Annotated in this window: 19 protein-coding genes; 13 read left to right on the top strand and 6 right to left on the bottom strand. The window is 66.1% G+C overall.

Going from position 1 to position 19,564, the window contains the following annotated elements:
* Positions 1–75: 75 nt before the first annotated feature.
* From AC1KVE_RS10510 to AC1KVE_RS10490, 5 genes are all read right to left on the bottom strand, one after another.
* Positions 76–813: a DUF2058 domain-containing protein gene (locus AC1KVE_RS10510; protein WP_323808440.1), complete on the bottom strand. Its 738-nt coding sequence runs from the start codon at positions 811–813 to the stop codon at positions 76–78.
* 18 nt (positions 814–831) lie between these two features.
* The gene (locus AC1KVE_RS10505) at positions 832–1,068 is read right to left on the bottom strand and encodes a SlyX family protein (RefSeq protein ID WP_024939344.1); all 237 of its coding nucleotides are present in this window, start codon (positions 1,066–1,068) and stop codon (positions 832–834) included.
* Complete coding sequence (locus tag AC1KVE_RS10500; RefSeq protein WP_024939343.1) at positions 1,061–2,410, bottom strand: UDP-glucose dehydrogenase family protein; 1,350 nt, start codon at positions 2,408–2,410, stop codon at positions 1,061–1,063. Before AC1KVE_RS10500 ends, AC1KVE_RS10505 begins: the two co-directional genes overlap by 8 nt.
* Positions 2,411–2,434: 24 nt before the next feature.
* Positions 2,435–3,406, bottom strand: coding sequence for an FKBP-type peptidyl-prolyl cis-trans isomerase (locus tag AC1KVE_RS10495; protein WP_016901531.1), 972 nt, complete (start codon positions 3,404–3,406; stop codon positions 2,435–2,437).
* Between the two features lie 90 nt (positions 3,407–3,496).
* On the bottom strand, positions 3,497–4,054 hold the full coding sequence (locus AC1KVE_RS10490; protein ID WP_024939342.1) for a glutathione peroxidase: 558 nt from the start codon (positions 4,052–4,054) through the stop codon (positions 3,497–3,499).
* A 135-nt stretch (positions 4,055–4,189) separates the two neighbouring features.
* Here AC1KVE_RS10490 and AC1KVE_RS10485 point away from each other — a divergent pair, with 135 nt between their 5' ends.
* The 7 genes from AC1KVE_RS10485 (at position 4,190) to AC1KVE_RS10455 (ending at position 8,677) form a co-directional block, all read left to right on the top strand.
* Positions 4,190–4,438, top strand: a complete 249-nt coding sequence (locus AC1KVE_RS10485; protein ID WP_024939341.1) for a hypothetical protein — start codon at positions 4,190–4,192, stop codon at positions 4,436–4,438.
* A 2-nt stretch (positions 4,439–4,440) separates the two neighbouring features.
* Positions 4,441–4,803, top strand: coding sequence for a GntR family transcriptional regulator (locus AC1KVE_RS10480; protein ID WP_003483692.1), 363 nt, complete (start codon positions 4,441–4,443; stop codon positions 4,801–4,803).
* Complete coding sequence (locus AC1KVE_RS10475) at positions 4,800–5,675, top strand: ABC transporter ATP-binding protein (RefSeq protein ID WP_046342254.1); 876 nt, start codon at positions 4,800–4,802, stop codon at positions 5,673–5,675. Before AC1KVE_RS10480 ends, AC1KVE_RS10475 begins: the two co-directional genes overlap by 4 nt.
* Entirely contained in the window at positions 5,672–6,658 is a 987-nt protein-coding gene (locus AC1KVE_RS10470; protein WP_024939339.1) for a hypothetical protein, read from the top strand. The genes AC1KVE_RS10475 and AC1KVE_RS10470 overlap by 4 nt, the downstream gene beginning before the upstream one ends.
* A gap of 10 nt (positions 6,659–6,668) precedes the next feature.
* On the top strand, positions 6,669–7,493 hold the full coding sequence (locus AC1KVE_RS10465) for a GIN domain-containing protein (protein WP_065032429.1): 825 nt from the start codon (positions 6,669–6,671) through the stop codon (positions 7,491–7,493).
* A gap of 34 nt (positions 7,494–7,527) precedes the next feature.
* Positions 7,528–8,058, top strand: a complete 531-nt coding sequence (locus AC1KVE_RS10460) for a DUF2884 family protein (protein WP_115043276.1) — start codon at positions 7,528–7,530, stop codon at positions 8,056–8,058.
* Positions 8,059–8,254: 196 nt separating this feature from the next.
* Positions 8,255–8,677 (top strand): hypothetical protein, encoded by a 423-nt coding sequence (locus AC1KVE_RS10455; protein WP_016901538.1) that lies wholly within the window; start codon positions 8,255–8,257, stop codon positions 8,675–8,677.
* 120 nt (positions 8,678–8,797) lie between these two features.
* Here AC1KVE_RS10455 and AC1KVE_RS10450 read toward each other — a convergent pair whose 3' ends face one another.
* Positions 8,798–10,204, bottom strand: coding sequence for a class II fumarate hydratase (locus tag AC1KVE_RS10450; protein WP_046342251.1), 1,407 nt, complete (start codon positions 10,202–10,204; stop codon positions 8,798–8,800).
* 289 nt (positions 10,205–10,493) lie between these two features.
* Between AC1KVE_RS10450 and AC1KVE_RS10445 the strand changes: the two genes are divergently transcribed.
* The 6 genes from AC1KVE_RS10445 to AC1KVE_RS10420 all read left to right on the top strand — a co-directional run bounded on the left by AC1KVE_RS10445 (position 10,494) and on the right by AC1KVE_RS10420 (position 19,526).
* Positions 10,494–11,816 carry a hemolysin family protein gene (locus tag AC1KVE_RS10445; RefSeq protein ID WP_481092730.1) on the top strand — a complete coding sequence of 441 codons (1,323 nt, stop codon included), beginning with the start codon at positions 10,494–10,496 and terminating at the stop codon, positions 11,814–11,816.
* A gap of 36 nt (positions 11,817–11,852) precedes the next feature.
* Positions 11,853–13,220 (top strand): adenylosuccinate lyase, encoded by a 1,368-nt coding sequence (gene purB, locus AC1KVE_RS10440; protein ID WP_104593500.1) that lies wholly within the window; start codon positions 11,853–11,855, stop codon positions 13,218–13,220.
* Positions 13,221–13,278: 58 nt separating this feature from the next.
* A complete protein-coding gene (locus AC1KVE_RS10435; protein WP_481092729.1) occupies positions 13,279–13,911 on the top strand; it encodes a DUF3060 domain-containing protein in 633 nt (210 codons plus the stop codon).
* A gap of 192 nt (positions 13,912–14,103) precedes the next feature.
* The gene (locus tag AC1KVE_RS10430) at positions 14,104–15,591 is read left to right on the top strand and encodes a ribosomal protein uL16 3-hydroxylase (protein WP_481092732.1); all 1,488 of its coding nucleotides are present in this window, start codon (positions 14,104–14,106) and stop codon (positions 15,589–15,591) included.
* The gene (locus AC1KVE_RS10425) at positions 15,588–16,517 is read left to right on the top strand and encodes a GNAT family N-acetyltransferase (RefSeq protein ID WP_166771146.1); all 930 of its coding nucleotides are present in this window, start codon (positions 15,588–15,590) and stop codon (positions 16,515–16,517) included. Before AC1KVE_RS10430 ends, AC1KVE_RS10425 begins: the two co-directional genes overlap by 4 nt.
* 180 nt (positions 16,518–16,697) lie before the next feature.
* Positions 16,698–19,526, top strand: a complete 2,829-nt coding sequence (locus AC1KVE_RS10420; protein WP_049818127.1) for a 2-oxoglutarate dehydrogenase E1 component — start codon at positions 16,698–16,700, stop codon at positions 19,524–19,526.
* Positions 19,527–19,564 lie beyond the last annotated feature (38 nt).

The raw sequence follows: 19,564 nt of genomic DNA, 5'->3' as shown, positions 1-19,564 counted from the left end.
ATCGGGTTGACCACCACTCAACAGATGGGCACCCATCAGGTGCCCATGTGCCAACACAAACCTATCTACGCAGCCTTACCAGACCAGGTCGTCGGGCACCTGGTACTGGGGATCGGCATACGGGTCTTCGCCTGCCGGCGCATTCGGGTCCACCTTCAATGCCACCGACGGTGCGAATACCGCTTCGGCGTCGGCCAGTACTTCGGCAGTCACCAATAGATAACGACCGTTGAGCTGCAGCACGCCGAGCTCGCCGGCGTTGAGTGCCTTGAGCTGATCGGCAGTCACGTAGATACGCTTGATCTTGCCGCCATACGGGAAATGCCGGGCGATATCCGCATCGGCATGATTGAGCCCCTTGTCCTTGAGCAGCTCTTCGAGCTTGGCCTTGGCTTCGCGACGCAGGCGTGCTTCTTCCTGTTTCAGCCGCTCGGCTTCGATGCGCTCGTCCTTCTCGCGTTGCGCGCGGATCGCATAGGCCTTGGCCAGGTCGATGTCCTCACGCGTGCGTGCCGGCCTGGGTCCGCGGCGGTCGGCCGTGGACTGCGGCGGACGCTGCGATCCTGCCGGCTTGCCATCGTTGCGACGCTCCGGCCTGCCGTCGTGTTTGCGCTCGCCCTTGCCGTCGGTCGCCGCAGCGGCATGCGGCCGCTGCGGTCCCCTGCCCTGGCCACCCGGCTTGTTGCCGCCGGGCGCAGGCCTGCCACCGTTGCCATGTTGACGCGCGGCAGGCCGTGCGTCGGGTTTGCGTTCGGGCTTGGGTGCGGACTTGAAGCCCAACCCAAGCAACTGGTCACGTAAGGTATCGCTCATGGCGGTGGCAATCTGCAATCAATAATGCGGAGGCGGCGGTTCATCCGCTGCGTCGGCAAACAACGTGGAGCGCACCTTGCCCAAATCCTCGAGCAGGTGGCGGATCAGTTCGGCATTGCGGGCGCCCGTCAAACGGGCGTCCGCAAGTGCTTCACTCAGTTCATTGAGCGCCTGCTCCTGAAAGGACAGGCGCGTTTCCAGTTCAACCAACCGCGCGTCCAGTTCCTGGTCGCGCGGCGAGAGTTGCTCATGCATGCAACGAACGGCCTCGTCCGATGGCGTAGTAGGCCAGACCTGCGGCTTCGATTTCCTGCGGGTCGTAAAGGTTGCGGCCGTCGAACACCACGTCGTCCTTCAAGGCCTGCTTGATCTTGCCGAAATCCGGGCTGCGGAACTGCTTCCACTCGGTGACCACGACCAGGGCGTCGGCGCCTTCCAGTGCGGCAAATGCCTCGTCGCAGAAGGTCAGATCGTCGCGCTCGCCGAAGATGCGCTTGGCTTCATGGGTCGCTTCCGGGTCGTAGGCACGCACGGTGGCACCGGCTTCCCACAACTGCTCCATCAAACGGCGGCTGGACGCGGCACGCATGTCGTCGGTATTGGGCTTGAACGCCAGGCCCCACACCGCGAAGGTCTTGCCGGCAATGCTGCCGGTGCCTTCGGCGCCGTAATGCCGCTGCACCAGTTCGAACAGGTGCCCCTTCTGCGCATTGTTGACGCTTTCCACCGCGTTGAGCAGGGTCGGCTCCATGCCGTACTGCTCGGCGGTCTTGGCCAGTGCCTGCACATCCTTCGGGAAGCACGAGCCGCCATAACCGGCGCCGGGATAGATGAAGTGCCAGCCGATGCGCGGATCCGAACCGATCCCGTTACGCACGTGCTCGACGTCCGCACCGACGCGCTCGGCAATATTGGCGATCTCGTTCATGAAACTGATCTTGGTCGCCAGCATTGCGTTGGCCGCGTACTTGGTCAGCTCGGCCGAACGCACGTCCATCTCCACGATGCGGTCGCGGTTGCGGTTGAACGGTGCATACAGACGACGCATGCGGGCAATGGCCGCCGGCTTCTTGGCGCCGATCACGATGCGATCCGGACGCATGCAGTCGGCCACGGCGTCGCCTTCCTTGAGGAACTCAGGGTTGGAGACCACATCGAACTCATGGTCCACGCCGCGTGCGTCCAGCTCTTCCTGGATCGCAACGCGCACCTTGTCGGCGGTGCCGACCGGCACGGTGGACTTGTTGACGACCACCGAGGGGCCATCGATATGGCGACCGACGGTACGCGCAACTGCCAGCACGTACTGCAGGTCGGCACTGCCATCCTCGTCCGGCGGCGTGCCCACGGCGATGAAGGTGATTTCGCCGTGCGCAATCGCCTCGGCCGCATCGGTGGTGAAGCGCAACCGGCCAGAGGCGTGGTTGGCTTTCACCATCGGCTCCAGGCCAGGTTCATAGATGGGAATCACCCCACGATTGAGACCATCAACTTTCGCCTGGTCGATATCCACGCAGATAACGTGATGACCTACTTCCGCCAGACAGGTACCGGTGACAAGACCAACATAGCCGGTACCAAAGATCGCAACTCGCATGGGTGGGGGTACTCCTGTGGGGGATCAGGGAAGGATACCCATCAGTTCGACATCGAACGTCAACGTTGCGTCTGGTCCGATCGGCCCCCCCTGCGTGCCGTTCGGGCCATAGGCCAAGTTGGATGGAATCCAGAAACGATATTTCGAACCGACCGGCATCAACGCGACGCCCTCGGTCCAACCTGCAATGACTTGATTCAGACCGAATTCGGCCGGCTGGCCGCGCTGGTAGGAGCTGTCGAACACCTGCCCGTTGAGCAGCTTGCCTTCATAGTTCACGCGCACCGTGTTGGTGGGCATCGGACGCTCGCCGCTGCCCTGGCGCAGTACCATGTACTGCAGGCCCGACGCGGTGGTGATCACGCCCTTCTCGGTCTTGTTCTTGGCCAGGAAGGCATTGCCTTCCTCGCGATTCTTGGCACCGGCGGCGCCCTGCTTGGCAGAGGCGAACGCCTGCATGGTGGCAGCGGCTTCCTGCTGGGTCAGACGCGTGGTGCCCTTGGCGAACACGGTGCGCACCGCTTCCATCAGGATCGACAGGTCGATCTCGTCCTTGATGCCGGCCAGCGACGGACCGACCGCGCGATCGCCGAGCATCAGGCCGACATTTTCCTTGGACGGCGCGGCCGGCGCGCTACCCGGCGCCATGCCCGGAACCTGCTGGCCGTTACGCGCCGCCAGCGCGGTGCGCAGTGCGGTGTCGGTAGCCTGGGTCTGCTCGTCGGACAACAGCGGCTTGCCGCCCTTGAATGCATTCTCGATGGCGCGTTGCAGTGCGCTCACATCGATGTCCTGGGCAATCGGCTCGAACGAACGTGCCACGTCCATACCGATGGCGTAGCTGACGTTGTCGCGCGTGCTCTTCTCAGACGATGCATTCAAAACTGGCTTCTCCTTGGTGGCCGCTGCGGCCGGTTGCTGCGACATCGCCGGCATCGATGCCGACAGTGCCACCATCAGTAGCGACGCCGCCGCGCCGCGCTTTCCCATCTTCATTCGATGCACTTCCCGAAAGTGAAAAGACACGCCGACGCCGGCGCTGAATGCGCATTGTCGCATGTGCGCGTGGCCTTGCGAGCGCCGTGCTCAGCGCGACGGCGCGTTGAGCTCGCGTTCGATTGCCGCCAGCACGCTCGGATCGTCCGGTTTGATCTTGCTGGGGAACTGCGCCACCACCCGTCCATTGCGCCCGATCAGATACTTGTGGAAGTTCCAGCCCGGCGCCACACCCGTGGCCTGGGTCAGGCGCTGATACAGCGGCGTGGCCTGTGCACCCAGCACATGCACCTTCTCAAACATCGGGAACTTGACGCCATAGGTCAGCGTGCAGAATTCCTGGATCTGCTTCTCAGATCCGGGTTCCTGCCCCTGGAAATCGTTGGACGGAAAGCCCAGCACCGAAAAACCGCGGCTGCCGAAGCGCTGGTTGAGCGCCTCCAGCCCTTCGTACTGCGGGGTGTAGCCGCACTTGCTGGCGGTATTGACCACCATCAGGACCTTGCCGCCGTAGGTACGGTTCAGGTTGATTGGCGCCTTGCCGGCCAGCGGCCGGTAATCCAGATCCAGCACCGGCGCGCCGGCGGCCAGCGCCGAGACGGAGAAAAAGCCAGCGAATACAACGACCAGCAGACGCTTGAGCAACATGAGCGATCCCTTTCGATAGGTCCGGGCCACCCGCCGACGCGGGGTGCCATCAGTTGGGTATGACAGGCAGTTGACTGCCTGCGTGTCGGTGTTATAGTTGAATACAACACCAGTCATCCAACGCAGGGGGAAAGCATGAACAGCACACGCTTCACGCGACCAGCTCCATTGCTGCTGTTCGGCAGCGCCCTGTTCGCCATTGGTTGCCTGGGAGCCGCTTCCAGTCAGGTCACGGAGTCCGGCGCCGATTATGGCGTGTCGGAGGCGGTTACGGAAAACGCGACAACTCCCCCCGAGGCGCGCACCCGGCCCAGCCGGCACCTGCGCGCTTCGCTGTCGATGCCCTATTTCTCCTTCGCGCAGGTTCTGCGCCCACGGAGCTGACCATGAACGACATCCAATGGAGCGACGGCGCTCCCATCTACCGCCAACTCAAGGAACGGGTGATTGCCATGATGCTCGATGGAATCCTCAAGCCTGGCGACGCCCTGCCCTCGGTACGGCAGGTGGCGGCCGACTACCAACTCAATCCCATCACCGTCTCGCGCGCCTACCAGGAACTGGCCGACGAGAACCTGGTGGAGAAACGCCGCGGCCTGGGCATGTTCATGACCCCGGAGGCCGCACAGAAATTGCGCGGCAGCGAGCGCGAGCGTTTCCTGAATGAAGAATGGCCCGCAGTGCTGGAACGCATCCAGCGCCTGGGACTGTCCATCGACGATCTGTTGCCACAGGGAAAAACACCATGACCGCCGTCTCCTCCGACCATGTGGTCGACGCACGTGGCCTGCGCAAGGCTTACAAGCATCGGCTCGCGCTGGACAACACCAGCTTCACCATCGCCGCCGGGCGCATCGTCGGCCTGATCGGCCCCAACGGCGCCGGCAAGACCACTGCGCTCAAGGCGGTGCTGGGGCTGACCGATTTCGATGGCGACCTGAGCGTGCTCGGCATGGATCCGCGCACCCAGCGCAACGCACTGATGAACGAGGTCTGCTTCATCGCCGACGTGGCGGTACTGCCGCGCTGGCTGCGGGTTGGCGAGGCGATCGACTTCGTCGCCGGCGTGCACCCGCGCTTCGATCGCGCCAAGTGCGAGCGCTTCCTGGCCAATACGCAGCTCAACCGCAAGTCGCGGGTGCGCGAGTTGTCCAAGGGCATGATCGTGCAGCTGCACCTGGCGCTGGTGATGGCGATCGATGCCCGCATCCTGGTGCTGGACGAGCCGACCCTGGGCCTGGACATCCTGTATCGCAAGCAGTTCTACCAGCGCCTGCTGGAGGACTACTTCGACGAGCAGAAGACCATCATCGTCACCACCCATCAGGTCGAAGAGATCGAACACATCCTCACCGATGTGATGTTCATCCGCGACGGCCGCATCGTGCTGACCGCCGACATGGAAAACGTGGCCGAGCGATACACCGAAGTGCTGGTGGGTGCCGAGCATCTCGACGCCGCCAGAGGCCTGCAGCCGATCGACGAGCGCAGCCTGCCGTTCGGCAAGACCGTGATGCTGTTCGACGGCGTGCCGAAAGCGCAGCTCGCCCGTTTTGGCGAAACCCGCAATCCCGGCCTTGCCGACCTGTTCGTTGCGGTCATGAAGGGGACCTACGCATGAATGCACTCACCCACCAAGCTTCTCCCGCACGCACGTTCGGCTGGCTGCTCAAACGCGAGTACTGGGAACACCGCGGCGGTTTCGTCTGGGCACAGATCATCACCGGTGGCATCGCGGTGTTCTTCGCGCTGCTGGGCGCGGTGATCGGCGCGATCAGCGCGCGTCGCAACATGATCGGCGACAGCATCACGATGGACGATCTGGCCGAATACACGCGCACCCTGGGCCAGGTCGGCGACGGCCTGCTGCTCGGCGGCATCGGCATCGCCTCGGTGGTCCTGGCATTCGTGGTGTTCTTCTATTCGCTGGGCAGCCTGTACGACGACCGCCGCGACCGCAGCGTGCTGTTCTGGAAATCGCTGCCGGTGTCCGATGTGCAGACGGTGCTGTCCAAGGCCGCCTGGGCGCTGCTGCTGGCGCCGCTGATTTCCATCGTGATCGGCGTGCTGGTCGGCCTGGCACTGTGGCTGATCGCCATCGTGGGCGCCTCGATCGCCGGCGTCCCCAGCCCCTGGGCCCTGGCCACCCATTCGCACCCGTTCGCGTTGCTGTGGCTGTTGCTGAAGACCGTGCCGATGAGTCTGCTGTGGGCGTTGCCGACAGTGGGCTGGCTGATGTTCTGCTCGGCCTGGGCCACCAGCAAGCCGTTCCTGTGGGCGGTGCTGTTCCCGCTGCTGGCCTGCGTGATGCTGAGCATCCTCTCGGCGATGCCGGGTATCTCGCTGCCGATCGGCTGGATCTGGTACATCGTCGGCTACCGCGGCCTGCTCAGCGCCCTGCCCGGCACCTGGTCGCCGCGCGCGGTCAGCGGCAACCTCGACAGCAGCGCGATGCAGAACCCCAGCGATCTGGTGCAGTGGGCGCTGCAGCACACCGACAGCGCACGGGTCTACGGCAATCCGGACATCTGGATCGGCGCTGCAATCGGCGTTGCCCTGATCGCCGCCTCCATCTACCTGCGCCGTCGGCGCTCCGAAGCCTGAAGGACATCCCATGCGTCGTCTGCTGAGTCTGGCCATCCTGTTCGCCGTGCCCGGCGCTGCGTTTGCCGAGGAGCAATGCAAGTTCTCCGAACCGCGCAGCCTGGAGTTGAAACTGAGCGGAGTGAAGTCGGTGCTGTTCGAGGTCGGCTCCAACGACCTGCATCTGGACGCCGCGCCGGGCAACGGCGGGCGTTTGAGCGGCCGCGCCTGCGCCGCCAGGGCCGAGCTGCTCAAGGGCCTGACCGTCACCCAGAAGCGGGTCGGCGACAAGCTGGTGGTCACGCTGGCCGACGACCGCCCGCTGCGCATCTCCATCGGCGACAGCTATTCGTACCTGGACCTGCGCGGCAGCGTGCCGGACACGCTGCTGGTGCAGTTCGACGTGGGCTCCGGTGACGCCGAGATCAGCGGCGCTGCCGCCGTGAGTGCCGATGTCGGTTCCGGCGACATGGCCATCCGCCGCACCAGGGGCCGGGTCACCGCCAAGGTCGGCTCCGGCGATATCGAACTGGAAGAGATGGGATCGCTGCGCGTGCTGGCGGTCGGCTCGGGCGATCTCAAGGCCAGGCAGGTGCATGGCGCGGCGGAGGTCGGCAAGGTCGGTTCGGGCGACGTCAAGCTGCGCGGCGTGGCAGGCAACGTCAAGTTCGGCACGATCGGCTCCGGCGATGTCGACATCGACGATGTGCAAGGCGATGTCGGCGTGGAAGCGGTCAACTCCGGCGCTCTGAGCGTGCACAAGGTGCGCGGCGACGTCAGCGTCGCGCGCAAGGGCAGCGGCGACATCGACGTCAGCGATGTGGCCGGCACCACCCGCGTGCCGACCGACAACTGACCATTGCATTGACCATTCAAGAGGGGGACGGCTGATGAAACTGTTGATTTGTGCGGTACTGGTGGGCGCGCTGCTGGTCGGCTGCGGCAAGTCCGAACCCACGGTCGTGGTGTCGGGCAAGACCAACGCGAACGGGGTGATCTTCAACGGCAAGAGCCTGACGCTCCACCGCGACGGCCTGCCCGCGGCCACCATCGGCGCGGATGGCGCGCTCAGCATCGCCGGCAAGCCGGTGAGCCTGAACGATGCGCAGCGCCAGGCGATGCGCGGTTTCTACGTGCAGATCCAGGGCGTCGCCGATAAAGGCATCGACATCGGCACACAGGGCGCGGCCTTCGGGGCGCATGCCGCCGGCGAAGCGCTCAAGGGCGTGCTCAGCGGCAACACCGACCAGATCGGTGACAAGATCGAAGCGCAGGCGGAAACCTTCAAACACACTGCGATGCAGATCTGCGATCAGCTGGCCAAGCTGCGCAACGCGCAGGACGCCGCCGCGCAACTGGTGCCGGCATTCGCGCCGTACTCGACCCTCAGCCAGCACGATGTCGACGACTGCCGCAAGTAAGCGCGGCCTTGATCGCCGCTGCGCCCACATCGACGGGCGTAGCGGCTGACCGGAAACCGAAGGAAGCGTGGTGGCGATTGCTGCGCGCGCCCCACACCGCCTGCGACATCTTGTCAGCCGCGCCATGTGCCGCAGGCACCGATCGGCTGGCCGGAGCGGGATTACACTAGTACGCTCCCCTGAATCCGGCGACCCCATGAACAAGTTGGTGATGCTCTGCATGGCGCTCCTGCTATGCGCCCTGACTGCCTGCGGCGACCAGTCGTCGCGGCGCGCCGAACGCGGCAAGCCGCGCGTTGCCATCACCACCCAGTCGGTGATGATCCGCCGCCCACCGGCCGCAAATGCGGAAATCACCCCGGACGGCACGCTGAAGATCGACGATATCGCGCTGCCGCAGAAAGAGCCGACGCGCGCCAAGTTGCAACTGCTGTTCGGGCACCTGCAGATGCTGCGCCAGCAGGCCGTCAACGAGGCTGGCGCGGACCCGGAATACAAGTCGATCAAGCTGACGGCCACGCCGGAGATCCAGAAGCTCAGCGGCGAATTGCTCGATGAAATCCCGTCGCTGCAGCCGTACCGCGAGAGCTTCGGCAACGTTCAGGCCGAGCGGCACTGAGTCCTGGCGACGCCGCGGATTCGCGCAAAGTCGTGTAGGAGCGCACCTGGGCGCGACCGGGCGTTGTCGATAAAGCCCCGTCGCGCCCAGGTGCGCTCCTACGTGCGCACGCTGCGGTGGTCAGCCACCGCCGCCCGTGCTGCCAGCCTGGATGCCACCGCGGGTCAGCGCAGCCGGATCCAGCAAACGGCGCAGATCCGCCTCGCTGAGTCCGCTGTCTTCCAGCGCCACGTCCAGCACCGGGCGCTGTTCCTTGTAGGCACGCTTGGCGATCGCCGCGGCCTTCTCGTAGCCGATGATCGGGTTGAGCGCGGTGACCAGGATCGGATTGCGGTCCAGTGCCTCGCGCACGCGCTCCTGGCGCACCTTCAACCCGGCAATCGCGCTATCGGCCAGCAGCCGCGCCACATTGCCCAGCAAGTTGATCGAATCCAGCAGGTTGTAGGCGATCAACGGCAGCGTCACGTTCAACTGGAAGTTGCCGGTCTGCCCGGCCACGGTGATGGCGGTGTGGTGGCCGATCACCTGTGCGCAGGCCATCACGGTGGCTTCGGGAATCACCGGGTTGACCTTGCCCGGCATGATCGAACTGCCCGGCTGCAGCGCCGGCAACTCGATCTCGCCCAGCCCGGCCAGGGGGCCGGCATTCATCCAGCGCAGGTCGTTGGCGATCTTGATCAATGCCACCGCCAGCGCATTGAGCTGACCGGACAACTCCACCGCGTCGTCCTGCGCAGCCAGGCCTTCGAACTTGTTGTCGGCACTCTCGAACTTGAACTTGCTCAGGCCCGACAAGGCCTTGGCCACCTTGCCGCCAAAACGCGGATCGGCATTGATGCCGGTGCCGATCGCGGTGCCGCCCAGCGGCAGCCGGCGCAGGCGCTTGAGGGCATCGTCGATACGCTCCTGCGCCGAACTCAGCTGCGCCGACCATGCACCGAATTCCTGGCCGAAGGTCAGCGGCATCGCATCCATCAGATGCGTGCGCCCGGTCTTGACCACCTTGTCCAGCCCCTTGCCGCGCTTGTCGATGGTCTTGCGCAGATGCTTGAGCGCCGGCTGCAGGTGTTCCTGCACCGCCAGCAGCGCCGACACCCGGATTGCGGTGGGCACCACGTCGTTGGAACTCTGCCCGAGATTGACGTGATCGTTGGGATGCACCGCGTCCTTGCCGGCGCGCGTGGCCAGCGTGGCGATCACCTCGTTGGCATTCATGTTGGACGAGGTGCCCGAGCCGGTCTGGTAGACGTCGATCGGAAACTGCGCGTCATACGTGCCGTCGGCGACCTGCAGCGCCGCGTCCTGCACGGCCTTGCCGATCGACTTGGGCAGCAGCCCGAGATCGGCATTGACGCCGGCCGCAGCGGCCTTGATCAGCCCCAGCGCGCGGATGAAGCCGCGCGGCATCGGCTGGCCGGACACCGGAAAATTCTGCACGGCACGCTGGGTCTGCGCGCCCCACAAGGCATCGGCGGGCACCTGCAGCTCACCCATGCTGTCGTGTTCGGTCCTGAAACGTTCGCTCATCTGCACTCTCCGCACATGGTTGGTTTGTGGTGATGGATGGCTGGCAGCGGGCGTGCCCACGCTGGCGAGGCTGCCTACGATACTCGCTCGCGGCGTTGCGACCGTGTCGTCGCAAGCCGTGGGCTAGACTGCCCAATGATCCATACGAGGTACCACGCCGCCATGGGCGACGACCCTGATTGTAGAAACGCATCGTTTGCGTCTTGCTTGCTTGCACACTGCCCCGGCACCGACGCGCAGCCGCTGACATACCGCGTCACCGCCGGTACGCGCCATGGAGGCGGACGCCATGTTGGGTAATGTGCTGCTGTTGTTCGTCGCATTGCTGCTGGTGCTGTTGAACGGCTTCTTCGTCGCCGCCGAGTTCGCGCTGGTCAAGCTGCGCCACACGCAAGCGGTGGGCCTGGCGCAGAACAACGGTTGGCGTGGGCGGTTGTTGCTCGGGGTACATGCGCATCTGGATGCCTACCTGTCGGCGTGCCAGCTCGGCATCACCCTGGCCTCGCTCGGCCTGGGCTGGGTCGGCGAGCCGGCCTTTGCGCATCTGCTGCAGCCGTTGTTCGACACCGCCGGCCTGTCGCCGGAAGCGGCACAGTTCACCGCACTGGCGATCGCCTTCAGCCTGATTTCGTTCCTGCACATCGTGCTGGGCGAACTGGCGCCCAAGACCATGGCGATCCGCCGCCCGGAGCGGATGTCGCTGTGGACCGCCGCGCCGCTCTACGTGTTCTATTGGCTGATGTACCCGGCGATCTGGGTGCTTAACACCAGCGCCAACCGCCTGCTGCGGGTGCTGGGCTGGGGCGATGTTGAGCACCAGTCGCATCGCTATTCGCGCGAGGAGCTGATGCTGATCGTCGGCCGCCAGGATCCCAACGCCGCCACGCCCGATCACGGGCTGGCCCTGATGAGCCATGCATTGGAACTGCCCGACCTGGTCGCCGGCGACCTGATGCGTCCGCGCGAGCACCTGCGCGGCCTGCGCGAAGGCATGACGCTGGAATCGGTGCTGGCCGAGTTCAGCGAGTCGCGCTACAGCCGCTACCCGTGGTTCGACGCCGATGGCGAGCAGGTGCTGGGCATCCTGCATACCAAGGATCTGTTGGTGGCGATGGCACGCAGCCAGGACCTGGACGATCTGCGCCCGTTGCTGCGCCCGCCTACCCTGCTGACCCTGGAAACCCCGATCCCCAGCGCGCTGGAGCAGTTCCGCACCGGCACCACCCATCTGGCGCTGTGCGTGGGGGAGGAGGGCCGCATCCTGGGCTTTTTCACCCTGGAAGACCTGCTGGAAGTGGTGGTCGGCGAGATCGAGGACGAGCACCGCCACGTGGTACGCGATGCCCCGATCCGCAGCCAGGATGGCTCGCTGCTGGTGGCCGGCAGCACCTCGATCTTCCGCCTGGAACGTCTGCTGGGCCAGGACCTGAGCGCGCCGGACCACGTCAATTCGGTCGGCGGGCTGATCGTGCACCAATTGCAGCGGCTGCCCGAAGAAGGCGAAACCCTGGAGCTGGACGGCCACGCACTGACGGTGCGGCGCATGGCCGGGCACCGGATCCAGGCCATCACGGTGCGGCCAATCGGCGAAGCCGGCGCCGGGGCGGCGTAGAATACGCACCCCCGCCAGCCTCCCAGTGCCCTGCCCATGTCGGATTCCGCCCTGCTCGCCCTGTCCCCGCTCGACGGCCGCTACGCTTCCAAAGTGGATGCGCTGCGCCCGATCTTCTCCGAATACGGCCTGATCAGGGCGCGGGTCAAGGTCGAGATCGAATGGCTGCTGGCGCTGGCCGCCGAGCCGGGCATCGCCGAGCTGGCGCCGTTCTCGGCCGCCGCCACCCAGACCCTGCGCCGCCTGGCCGACGACTTCAGCGTCAGCGATGCCGCGCGGGTCAAGCAGATCGAGCGCACCACCAACCACGACGTCAAGGCGGTGGAGTACTTCATCAAGGAACAGCTCAAGGACGATGCCGAGCTGGGCCCGGCGCTGGAATTCGTGCATTTCGCCTGCACCAGCGAGGACATCAACAACCTCAGCTATGGCCTGATGCTGGAGCAGGCGCGCCGCGAGGTGCTGCTGCCCACGCTGGACGGCATCACCGCCAGCCTGCGCACCCTCGCCCATGCCCAGGCCGGCCAGCCGATGCTGTCGCGCACGCATGGCCAGACCGCCTCGCCCACCACGCTGGGCAAGGAAATCGCCAATGTGGTCGCGCGCCTGGAGCGGCAGCGCAAGCAGATCGCCGCGGTCGAACTGACCGGCAAGATCAACGGCGCGGTCGGCAACTACAACGCGCACCTGGTGTCGTACCCGGAGCTGGACTGGGCCGGATTTGCGCAGCGCTTCGTCGAGAGCCTGGGCCTGGTGTTCAACCCCTACACCACCCAGATCGAGCCGCACGACAATGTGGCCGAAATCGGCGACGCCAGCCGCCGCGTCAACACCATCCTGATCGACCTGTCGCGCGACATCTGGGGCTACATCTCGCTGGGCTACTTCAAGCAGAAGCTCAAGGAGGGCGAAGTCGGCTCCTCGACCATGCCGCACAAGGTCAACCCGATCGACTTCGAAAATGCCGAAGGCAATTTCGGCATCGCCAATGCGCTGTTCGAACATTTTTCCGCCAAGCTGCCGATCAGCCGCTGGCAGCGCGACCTCACCGACTCCACCGTGCTGCGCGCGCTCGGCACCGCGTTCGGCCATACCCAGGTCGCGCTGGATTCGCTGGCCAAGGGCCTGGGCAAGCTGACCGTCAATCCCGAACGCCTGGATGCCGATCTGGATGCGGCCTGGGAAGTACTGGCCGAAGCCGTGCAGACGGTGATGCGTCGCCACGGCCTGCCCAACCCCTACGAACAGCTCAAGGCGCTGACCCGCGGCCAGGGCATCACTGCCGCGTCCATGCAGGCCTTTGTCGAGAGCCTGCAGTTGCCGGAGCAGGACAAGCAGCGGCTGCGGGCGCTGACACCGGGTGCCTACACCGGGCTGGCCGAACAGCTGGCGCGCGCGATCTAAGCAGCGGTATCCATCCACCGGTATCACGCCCTTGTATCCAGCTGTCAGGAGTATTGCCATGGCATTGCGCGCGCTGCTGTCTGTCTCCCTGCTTGCGTCGGTGGCCTGCGGATTGCTGGCCTGCGGGAAGCAGGCCACTCCCGACTCGCAGCCCGACTCCGCCGCTGCCGTGCCGCACGCGCCGGCCGGCGTGACGGCCGCACCGGTTCCGTCTGTTCCGTCTGTTCCGTCGGTTCCGAGCATGGACGGCGCCACCCAGGTCGCCAGCAATAGCGAGCGGCCGACACTGATGGTCACCTCGACCAGCGGCACGGTCAGCTGCGACGGCCATAACGTCGATCTGACCGGCCATAACGCCAATCTGGTCCTCAAGGGTGACTGCGGCACGATCGCAGTACTGGGCCAGCATGCGATCGTGCAGATCGAGCGCGCCGAGGCAGTGCGCATGGTCGGCAACGATGCCCAGGTCACCCTTGCCGGCGATGCCAGCACCATCGAACTGTTCAGCCGCACCTCCACACTCAAGGCCGGCCGCATCGGCACGCTGCTGGTGCCGGGCGACGACAACCAGGTACAGGCGCAGGCGATCGCCTCCGCCACGCTGCACGGCCGCGGCAACCGCATCACTCAGCAATCCGGCACTGCGATGGTCAACGACTACGGCAGCAACAACCAGATCTCCACCCGCTGATCTGCTGACACCGAGACACCCAGGTGCATCCCCGGCCGTGCATGGCCCGGACGCGCACCGCAACCTCACCGCGACACCCGCATGCAAGGCAGCGCATGGCGGGCTGGGCGACAATAAGCCACCTCGCCGGCCGCACCGCGCCGGCCCTCCAGTCGGACCCGTGACACCATGAAAAAGACCCCCGCAAAAAAGATCGCCGCCAGGAAAGGCGCGCCACTGCCCTTCGAGATCCATGCCACCCGCGACCAGCCGCTGGGCATGCCGGTCGAGCGCTTCCTGCGCAACTACTGGCACAAGCACCCGCTGCTGATCCGCAACGCGTTTGCGGACTTCCAGTCCCCGCTGCAGCCCGAAGACCTGGCCGGCCTGGCCTGCGAAGACGGCGTGCTGGCACGCCTGATCAGCCACGACCGCGCCACCGACGACTGGAACGTGCGCACCGGCCCGTTCCAGGAAACCGACTTCCCCGGCCTGCCCGACCATGACTGGACCCTGCTGGTGCAGGACGTGGACAAGTGGGACGCCGACGTACGCGCATTGCTGGAACAGTTCCGCTTCCTGCCGCGCTGGCGCATCGACGACATCATGATCAGCTTCGCCGCCACCGGCGGCTCGGTCGGCGCGCATGTCGACCATTACGACGTGTTCCTGCTGCAGGGCCAGGGCCACCGCCGCTGGCAGATCGACGCACGCGCGCAGCAGGGCCGCAAGGCCGCGCCGCTGGCGTTCCGCGACGATGTCGAGCTCAAGCTGCTGCGCGACTTCAAGCCCACCCACGACTGGGTGCTGGGCCCTGGCGACATGCTGTACCTGCCGCCGCTGGTGCCGCACCACGGCGTGGCCGAAGACGCCTGCCTGACCTTCTCCATCGGCACCCGCGCGCCGTCCTCGGCCGAGCTGATCGGCGACTATCTGGACACCTTGATCGCCGATGCCGACGAGGCGGTGCGCTATCACGACGAAGACCTCAAGGTGCCGGCCGATCCGTACGAGATCGACGTCACCGCGATGAACCGCGTGGTCGAAGCGCTCAACGCGCTGCGCATGAACGACCCGGATCGCCTGGGCGACTGGTTCGGCCGCTTCATGACCACCTACCGCGCCTCCGGCGACGTGGTGCCGGCACCCGAACCGATTCCCCGCGAGGCGGTCGAGCAGGCGCTGGAAGAAGGCGTGCTGCTGCACCGTCACCCCTGGTCGCGGCTGGCCTGGCGGCGCGCCAAGCGTGGCGCCACCCTGTTCTGCAGCGGCCTGGAATTCGCGCTGTCGGCCAAGGATGCCGCACGTCTGGCCGCAGCCGAAGAGATCGACGGCACGCTGTATGCGCAGCTGTCCAACCGTGGCCGCGAGGTGGTGCTGGAGCTGCTGGCGCAGGGCCATTACCAGCGCGCCCACGAGGACGCGGAGGACGACATCGAGGACATCGACGACGACCAGGGCCACGTCCTGAGCCTGTCGGGCGACCACGACGATGCCGACGCCGGGGCCGACACGCCGGACGCGGACGATGACATCGACGCCGAGGCCGACGTCGAGCAGGTCGCCGATGCCGCGGACGGTCCGGCCCAGGCTGAGGAGGCCGAACAAGGCGAGGATGCCGACCAGGACGACGACAGCGGGCTGGCCGACGACGACGCGGCATCGGACGCTGGCGACGACGGGTCCGACCAGCGCGCATGAGTTCCCACGCCGGGCTGCAGATCGTTTCGCTGGATGCGGCGTCCGACGCTGCAGCCCTGCGTGCGCTGCGCCTGGCCTGCGGCACCGGCAGCACCGAGGACAGCGCTGCCGACTGGGACGCCCTGGACCCGCTCAGCCTGCACCTGGCGCTGCGCAGCGAGGACGGCCAGTTGATCGGCTCGGTGCGGCTGACGGCGGATCGGCGCATCGACCGGCTCGGCGTGCTGCCGGGCTGGCGCCGCCGCGGCCTGGCCGACCGGTTGCTCGCAGCCGCCGTCGCCACCGCACAACAACGCGGCTGGCCCGGCCTGCAAACCCGCGTGAACACAGACGCCGAGGCCGTGTTCGCACGCCTGGGCTTCCTGCCGGACACCTCTGCCGACCTGCACCCCGCTCGCGCGGCAACGGCGGGCGATCGCCCGGGCAGGCCCCTGCACCGCCGTCTCGACGGCCCGATGGCGGTGGACGACCTGCGCGCGGCCCTGGCTGCCACCACCGGCCTGCTGTGCGCCGCACGCCGCCAGGTGCTGATCTATACGCGGGCACTGGATCCGCCGCTGTTCGACAACCCCGCAGTGCTCGATGCGCTGCGCCGCTTCGCCACCGCCCGCCACGACAAGCGCGTGCAGGTGCTGGTGCAGGACACCGCCGTCGCGGGCGCCAACAGCAGTGCGATGCTGCGGCTGGCCCAGCGCCTGCCCAGCGTGTTCCGGTTCCGTGCGGTCAGCGATCCGGTCGATGCCAGCTACGCGTCGGCCTATGTGGTGGGCGATGACGCCTACTACTTTCGTCCAACAGGCCATCGCTTCGACGATGGCGAAACCTGGCTGTCGGGCGCGGCGCGCAGCCGCCAGCTGGAGCGCGAATTCGCGCAGATATGGGAGCGCAGCGCGCTTTGGAACGAACCACGCGCACTCGGCATCTGAGACCGCAGCGCCCTTCGCACGTAGGCGCCAGGCGCTTGCACCTACCCGTCCGGTCAGCTGGCAGACGCCCCCTCACTAGCGCAAGGGGGTATAATTTTTCGAGATTTGAGACCGACCGACAGGGCATCTCGCCCCGCCGCTTCCGCACAATCATCCCCACAGCAGACCCGACTTACCATCGTGGATAATCTCCTAAAGCAGTTCGCACAGTCATCGCAGCTCGCCGGCGGCAACGCCGCCTATATCGAGGATCTGTACGAGCAGTACCTCGTCGCCCCGGACAGTGTTGACCCGAAGTGGAAGAGCTATTTCGATGGCTTCAAGGGTCACGATGCCGGTGATGTGCCGCACTCGGCGGCCATTGCCCACATCCTCACCGCCTCCAAGCAGGCTGCCAACGCCGGCACCGGCGCCGCGGCCAGTGACGAGCGCGAGCGCAACGTCGGCCGCCTGATCACCGCCTACCGTGCGCGTGGCCACCTCGGCGCGCAGCTCGACCCGCTCGGCCTGACCCCGCCGGTCAACCCGCCCGATCTGGACCTGCCGTTCCACAGCCTGTCGCAGGCGGATCTGGACAGCGAGTTCAGCACCGGCGGCGTCGGCGGCCAGCCGCGCATGAAGCTGAAGGACCTGCTGGCCCGCCTGAAGGCGACCTACGCCAGCACCATCGGCGCAGAGTTCATGCACATCCAGGAATTCGACCAGCGCCAGTGGATCTACAAGCGCCTGGAAGATGCCGGCGGCAAGATCGCCGGCGACGCGGCCAGCCGCAAGCGCACGCTGGAGCGGCTCACCGCCGCCGAAGGCCTGGAGCGCTACCTGCACACCAAGTACGTCGGCCAGAAGCGCTTCTCGCTGGAAGGCGGCGACGCGCTGATCCCGATGATGGACGAGATCATTCGCCAGTCCGGCAACGATCAGGTCAAGGACATCGTGATCGGCATGGCCCACCGCGGCCGCCTCAACGTGCTGGTCAATACGCTGGGCAAGAACCCGCGCAAGCTGTTCGACGAGTTCGAAGGCAAGTTCGAGCACGCCCACGACGACCGCGCCCACACCGGCGACGTGAAGTACCACATGGGCTTCTCGGCCGACATCGCGGTCGGTGGCGACAAGCAGGTGCATCTGGCGCTGGCCTTCAACCCCTCGCACCTGGAAATCGTCGACCCGGTCGTGGTCGGCAGCGTGCGTTCGCGTCAGGAACGCTTCGGCGATGCCGAGCGCAAGACCGTGCTGCCGATCCTGATCCACGGCGATGCCGCATTCGCCGGCCAGGGCGTGGTGATGGAACTGTTCCAGATGTCGCAGGCGCGCGGTTTCGCCGTCGGCGGCACCGTGCACATCGTGGTCAACAACCAGATCGGCTTCACCACCAGCGCCCGCGACGACGCCCGTTCCACGCTGTACTGCACCGACGTGGCCAAGATGATCGGCGCGCCGGTCTTCCACGTGAACGGCGACGACCCGGATGCGGTGATGTTCGTGTCCAAGCTGGCCTACGAATTCCGCCAGCAGTTCAAGAAGGACGTGGTCATCGACCTGGTCTGCTACCGCCGTTGGGGCCATAACGAGGCCGACGAACCGGCAGCGACCCAGCCGGTGATGTACCAGACCATCCGCAAGCACAAGACCACCCGCGAGCTGTACGCCGCCAAGCTGGAAAGCGACGGCGTGCTGAGCGCCGACGAGGCCAAGGCGCTGGTCGACGGTTACCGCAACAAGCTCGATTCGGGCGAGTACACCACCGAACTGGCGACGCGCAAGCCGGACGAATTCGCCATCGACTGGTCCAAGTATCTGGTCGGCACCGCTGCCGATCCGGTCGACACCCGCGTCAAGCGCGAGCAGCTGGACCGTCTGGCCAAGCTGATCACCACGATTCCGGAAGGCGTCGAGCTGCATGCGCGCGTCGGCAAGATCTACGACGACCGCGTCAAGATGGCCGCCGGCGAGCAGGCCGGCGACTGGGGCTTTGCCGAAAACCTGGCCTATGCCACCTTGCTGGCCGAAGGCCACAAGCTGCGCCTGGTCGGCCAGGACGCCGGTCGCGGCACGTTCTTCCACCGTCACGCGATCCTGCATGACCAGAAGACCGACAGCTATCACCTGCCGCTGCGCCAGCTGGTGCAGAACCCCGAAGACGCCACCATCATCGACTCGCTGCTCAGCGAAGAAGCGGTGATGGGCTTCGAGTACGGTTACTCCACCACCGACCCGAATGCGCTGTGCATCTGGGAAGCGCAGTTCGGCGACTTCGCCAACGGCGCGCAGGTGGTGATCGACCAGTTCATCGCCGCTGGCGAAGCCAAGTGGGGCCGCATCGCGGGCCTGTCGCTGTTCCTGCCGCACGGCTATGAAGGCCAGGGCCCGGAGCACAGCTCCGCGCGTCTGGAGCGCTTTCTGCAGTTGTGCGCGCTGGAGAACATGCTGGTCTGCGTGCCGACCACGCCGGCGCAGTGCTTCCACATGATCCGCCGCCAGATGCGCATGACCACCCGCAAGCCGCTGGTGGTGATGACGCCCAAGTCGTTGCTGCGCCACAAGCTGGCGGTGTCGAGCCTGGAAGAACTGGCCGAGGGCGAGTTCCAGCATCTGATTCCCGACGCCAAGGCCGATGCCGGCAAGGTCAAGCGCGTGGTGCTGTGCTCGGGCAAGGTCTATTACGACCTGCTCGAAGACCAGACCAAGCGTGGTCAGGACGACGTCGCCATCCTGCGCGTGGAGCAGCTGTATCCGTTCCCGCGTGCGCAGCTGGCCGCCGAGCTCAAGGCCTATGCCAACGCCACCGACGTGGTGTGGTGCCAGGAAGAACCGCAGAACCAGGGTGCGTGGTACCAGATCCGCCACCACCTGAACTTCTGCCTGGCCAGCGGCCAGAGCCTGCATTACGCCGGCCGTGCCCGTTCGCCCTCGCCTGCCGCCGGCCATATGGCCGACCACATCGTCGAACAGCAGAAGCTGGTCGCCGATGCGCTCCTCAATCCGTTCAACGACCAAGTCGCTGAATAACTCACCTTCCCCAAAGAACGAAAACCCTAGGACGCTCC

This window comes from Xanthomonas sp. NCPPB 2864 (assembly GCF_056675615.1).
This window is presented reverse-complemented; position numbering and strand designations above follow the sequence as displayed.

Bases quoted from the DNA above. Each gene is read 5' to 3' on its own strand.
- AC1KVE_RS10505 (WP_024939344.1), bottom strand. From the start codon at position 1,068: ATGCATGAGCAACTCTCGCCGCGCGACCAGGAACTGGACGCGCGGTTG.
- AC1KVE_RS10455 (WP_016901538.1), top strand. From the start codon at position 8,255: ATGAACAAGTTGGTGATGCTCTGCATGGCGCTCCTGCTATGCGCCCTG.
- AC1KVE_RS10470 (WP_024939339.1), top strand. From the start codon at position 5,672: ATGAATGCACTCACCCACCAAGCTTCTCCCGCACGCACGTTCGGCTGG.
- AC1KVE_RS10500 (WP_024939343.1), bottom strand. From the start codon at position 2,410: ATGCGAGTTGCGATCTTTGGTACCGGCTATGTTGGTCTTGTCACCGGT.
- AC1KVE_RS10465 (WP_065032429.1), top strand. From the start codon at position 6,669: ATGCGTCGTCTGCTGAGTCTGGCCATCCTGTTCGCCGTGCCCGGCGCT.
- AC1KVE_RS10450 (WP_046342251.1), bottom strand. From the start codon at position 10,204: ATGAGCGAACGTTTCAGGACCGAACACGACAGCATGGGTGAGCTGCAG.
- AC1KVE_RS10435 (WP_481092729.1), top strand. From the start codon at position 13,279: ATGGCATTGCGCGCGCTGCTGTCTGTCTCCCTGCTTGCGTCGGTGGCC.
- AC1KVE_RS10495 (WP_016901531.1), bottom strand. From the start codon at position 3,406: ATGAAGATGGGAAAGCGCGGCGCGGCGGCGTCGCTACTGATGGTGGCA.
- AC1KVE_RS10480 (WP_003483692.1), top strand. From the start codon at position 4,441: ATGAACGACATCCAATGGAGCGACGGCGCTCCCATCTACCGCCAACTC.
- AC1KVE_RS10475 (WP_046342254.1), top strand. From the start codon at position 4,800: ATGACCGCCGTCTCCTCCGACCATGTGGTCGACGCACGTGGCCTGCGC.
- purB (WP_104593500.1), top strand. From the start codon at position 11,853: ATGTCGGATTCCGCCCTGCTCGCCCTGTCCCCGCTCGACGGCCGCTAC.
- AC1KVE_RS10510 (WP_323808440.1), bottom strand. From the start codon at position 813: ATGAGCGATACCTTACGTGACCAGTTGCTTGGGTTGGGCTTCAAGTCC.
- AC1KVE_RS10460 (WP_115043276.1), top strand. From the start codon at position 7,528: ATGAAACTGTTGATTTGTGCGGTACTGGTGGGCGCGCTGCTGGTCGGC.
- AC1KVE_RS10445 (WP_481092730.1), top strand. From the start codon at position 10,494: ATGTTGGGTAATGTGCTGCTGTTGTTCGTCGCATTGCTGCTGGTGCTG.
- AC1KVE_RS10425 (WP_166771146.1), top strand. From the start codon at position 15,588: ATGAGTTCCCACGCCGGGCTGCAGATCGTTTCGCTGGATGCGGCGTCC.
- AC1KVE_RS10485 (WP_024939341.1), top strand. From the start codon at position 4,190: ATGAACAGCACACGCTTCACGCGACCAGCTCCATTGCTGCTGTTCGGC.
- AC1KVE_RS10490 (WP_024939342.1), bottom strand. From the start codon at position 4,054: ATGTTGCTCAAGCGTCTGCTGGTCGTTGTATTCGCTGGCTTTTTCTCC.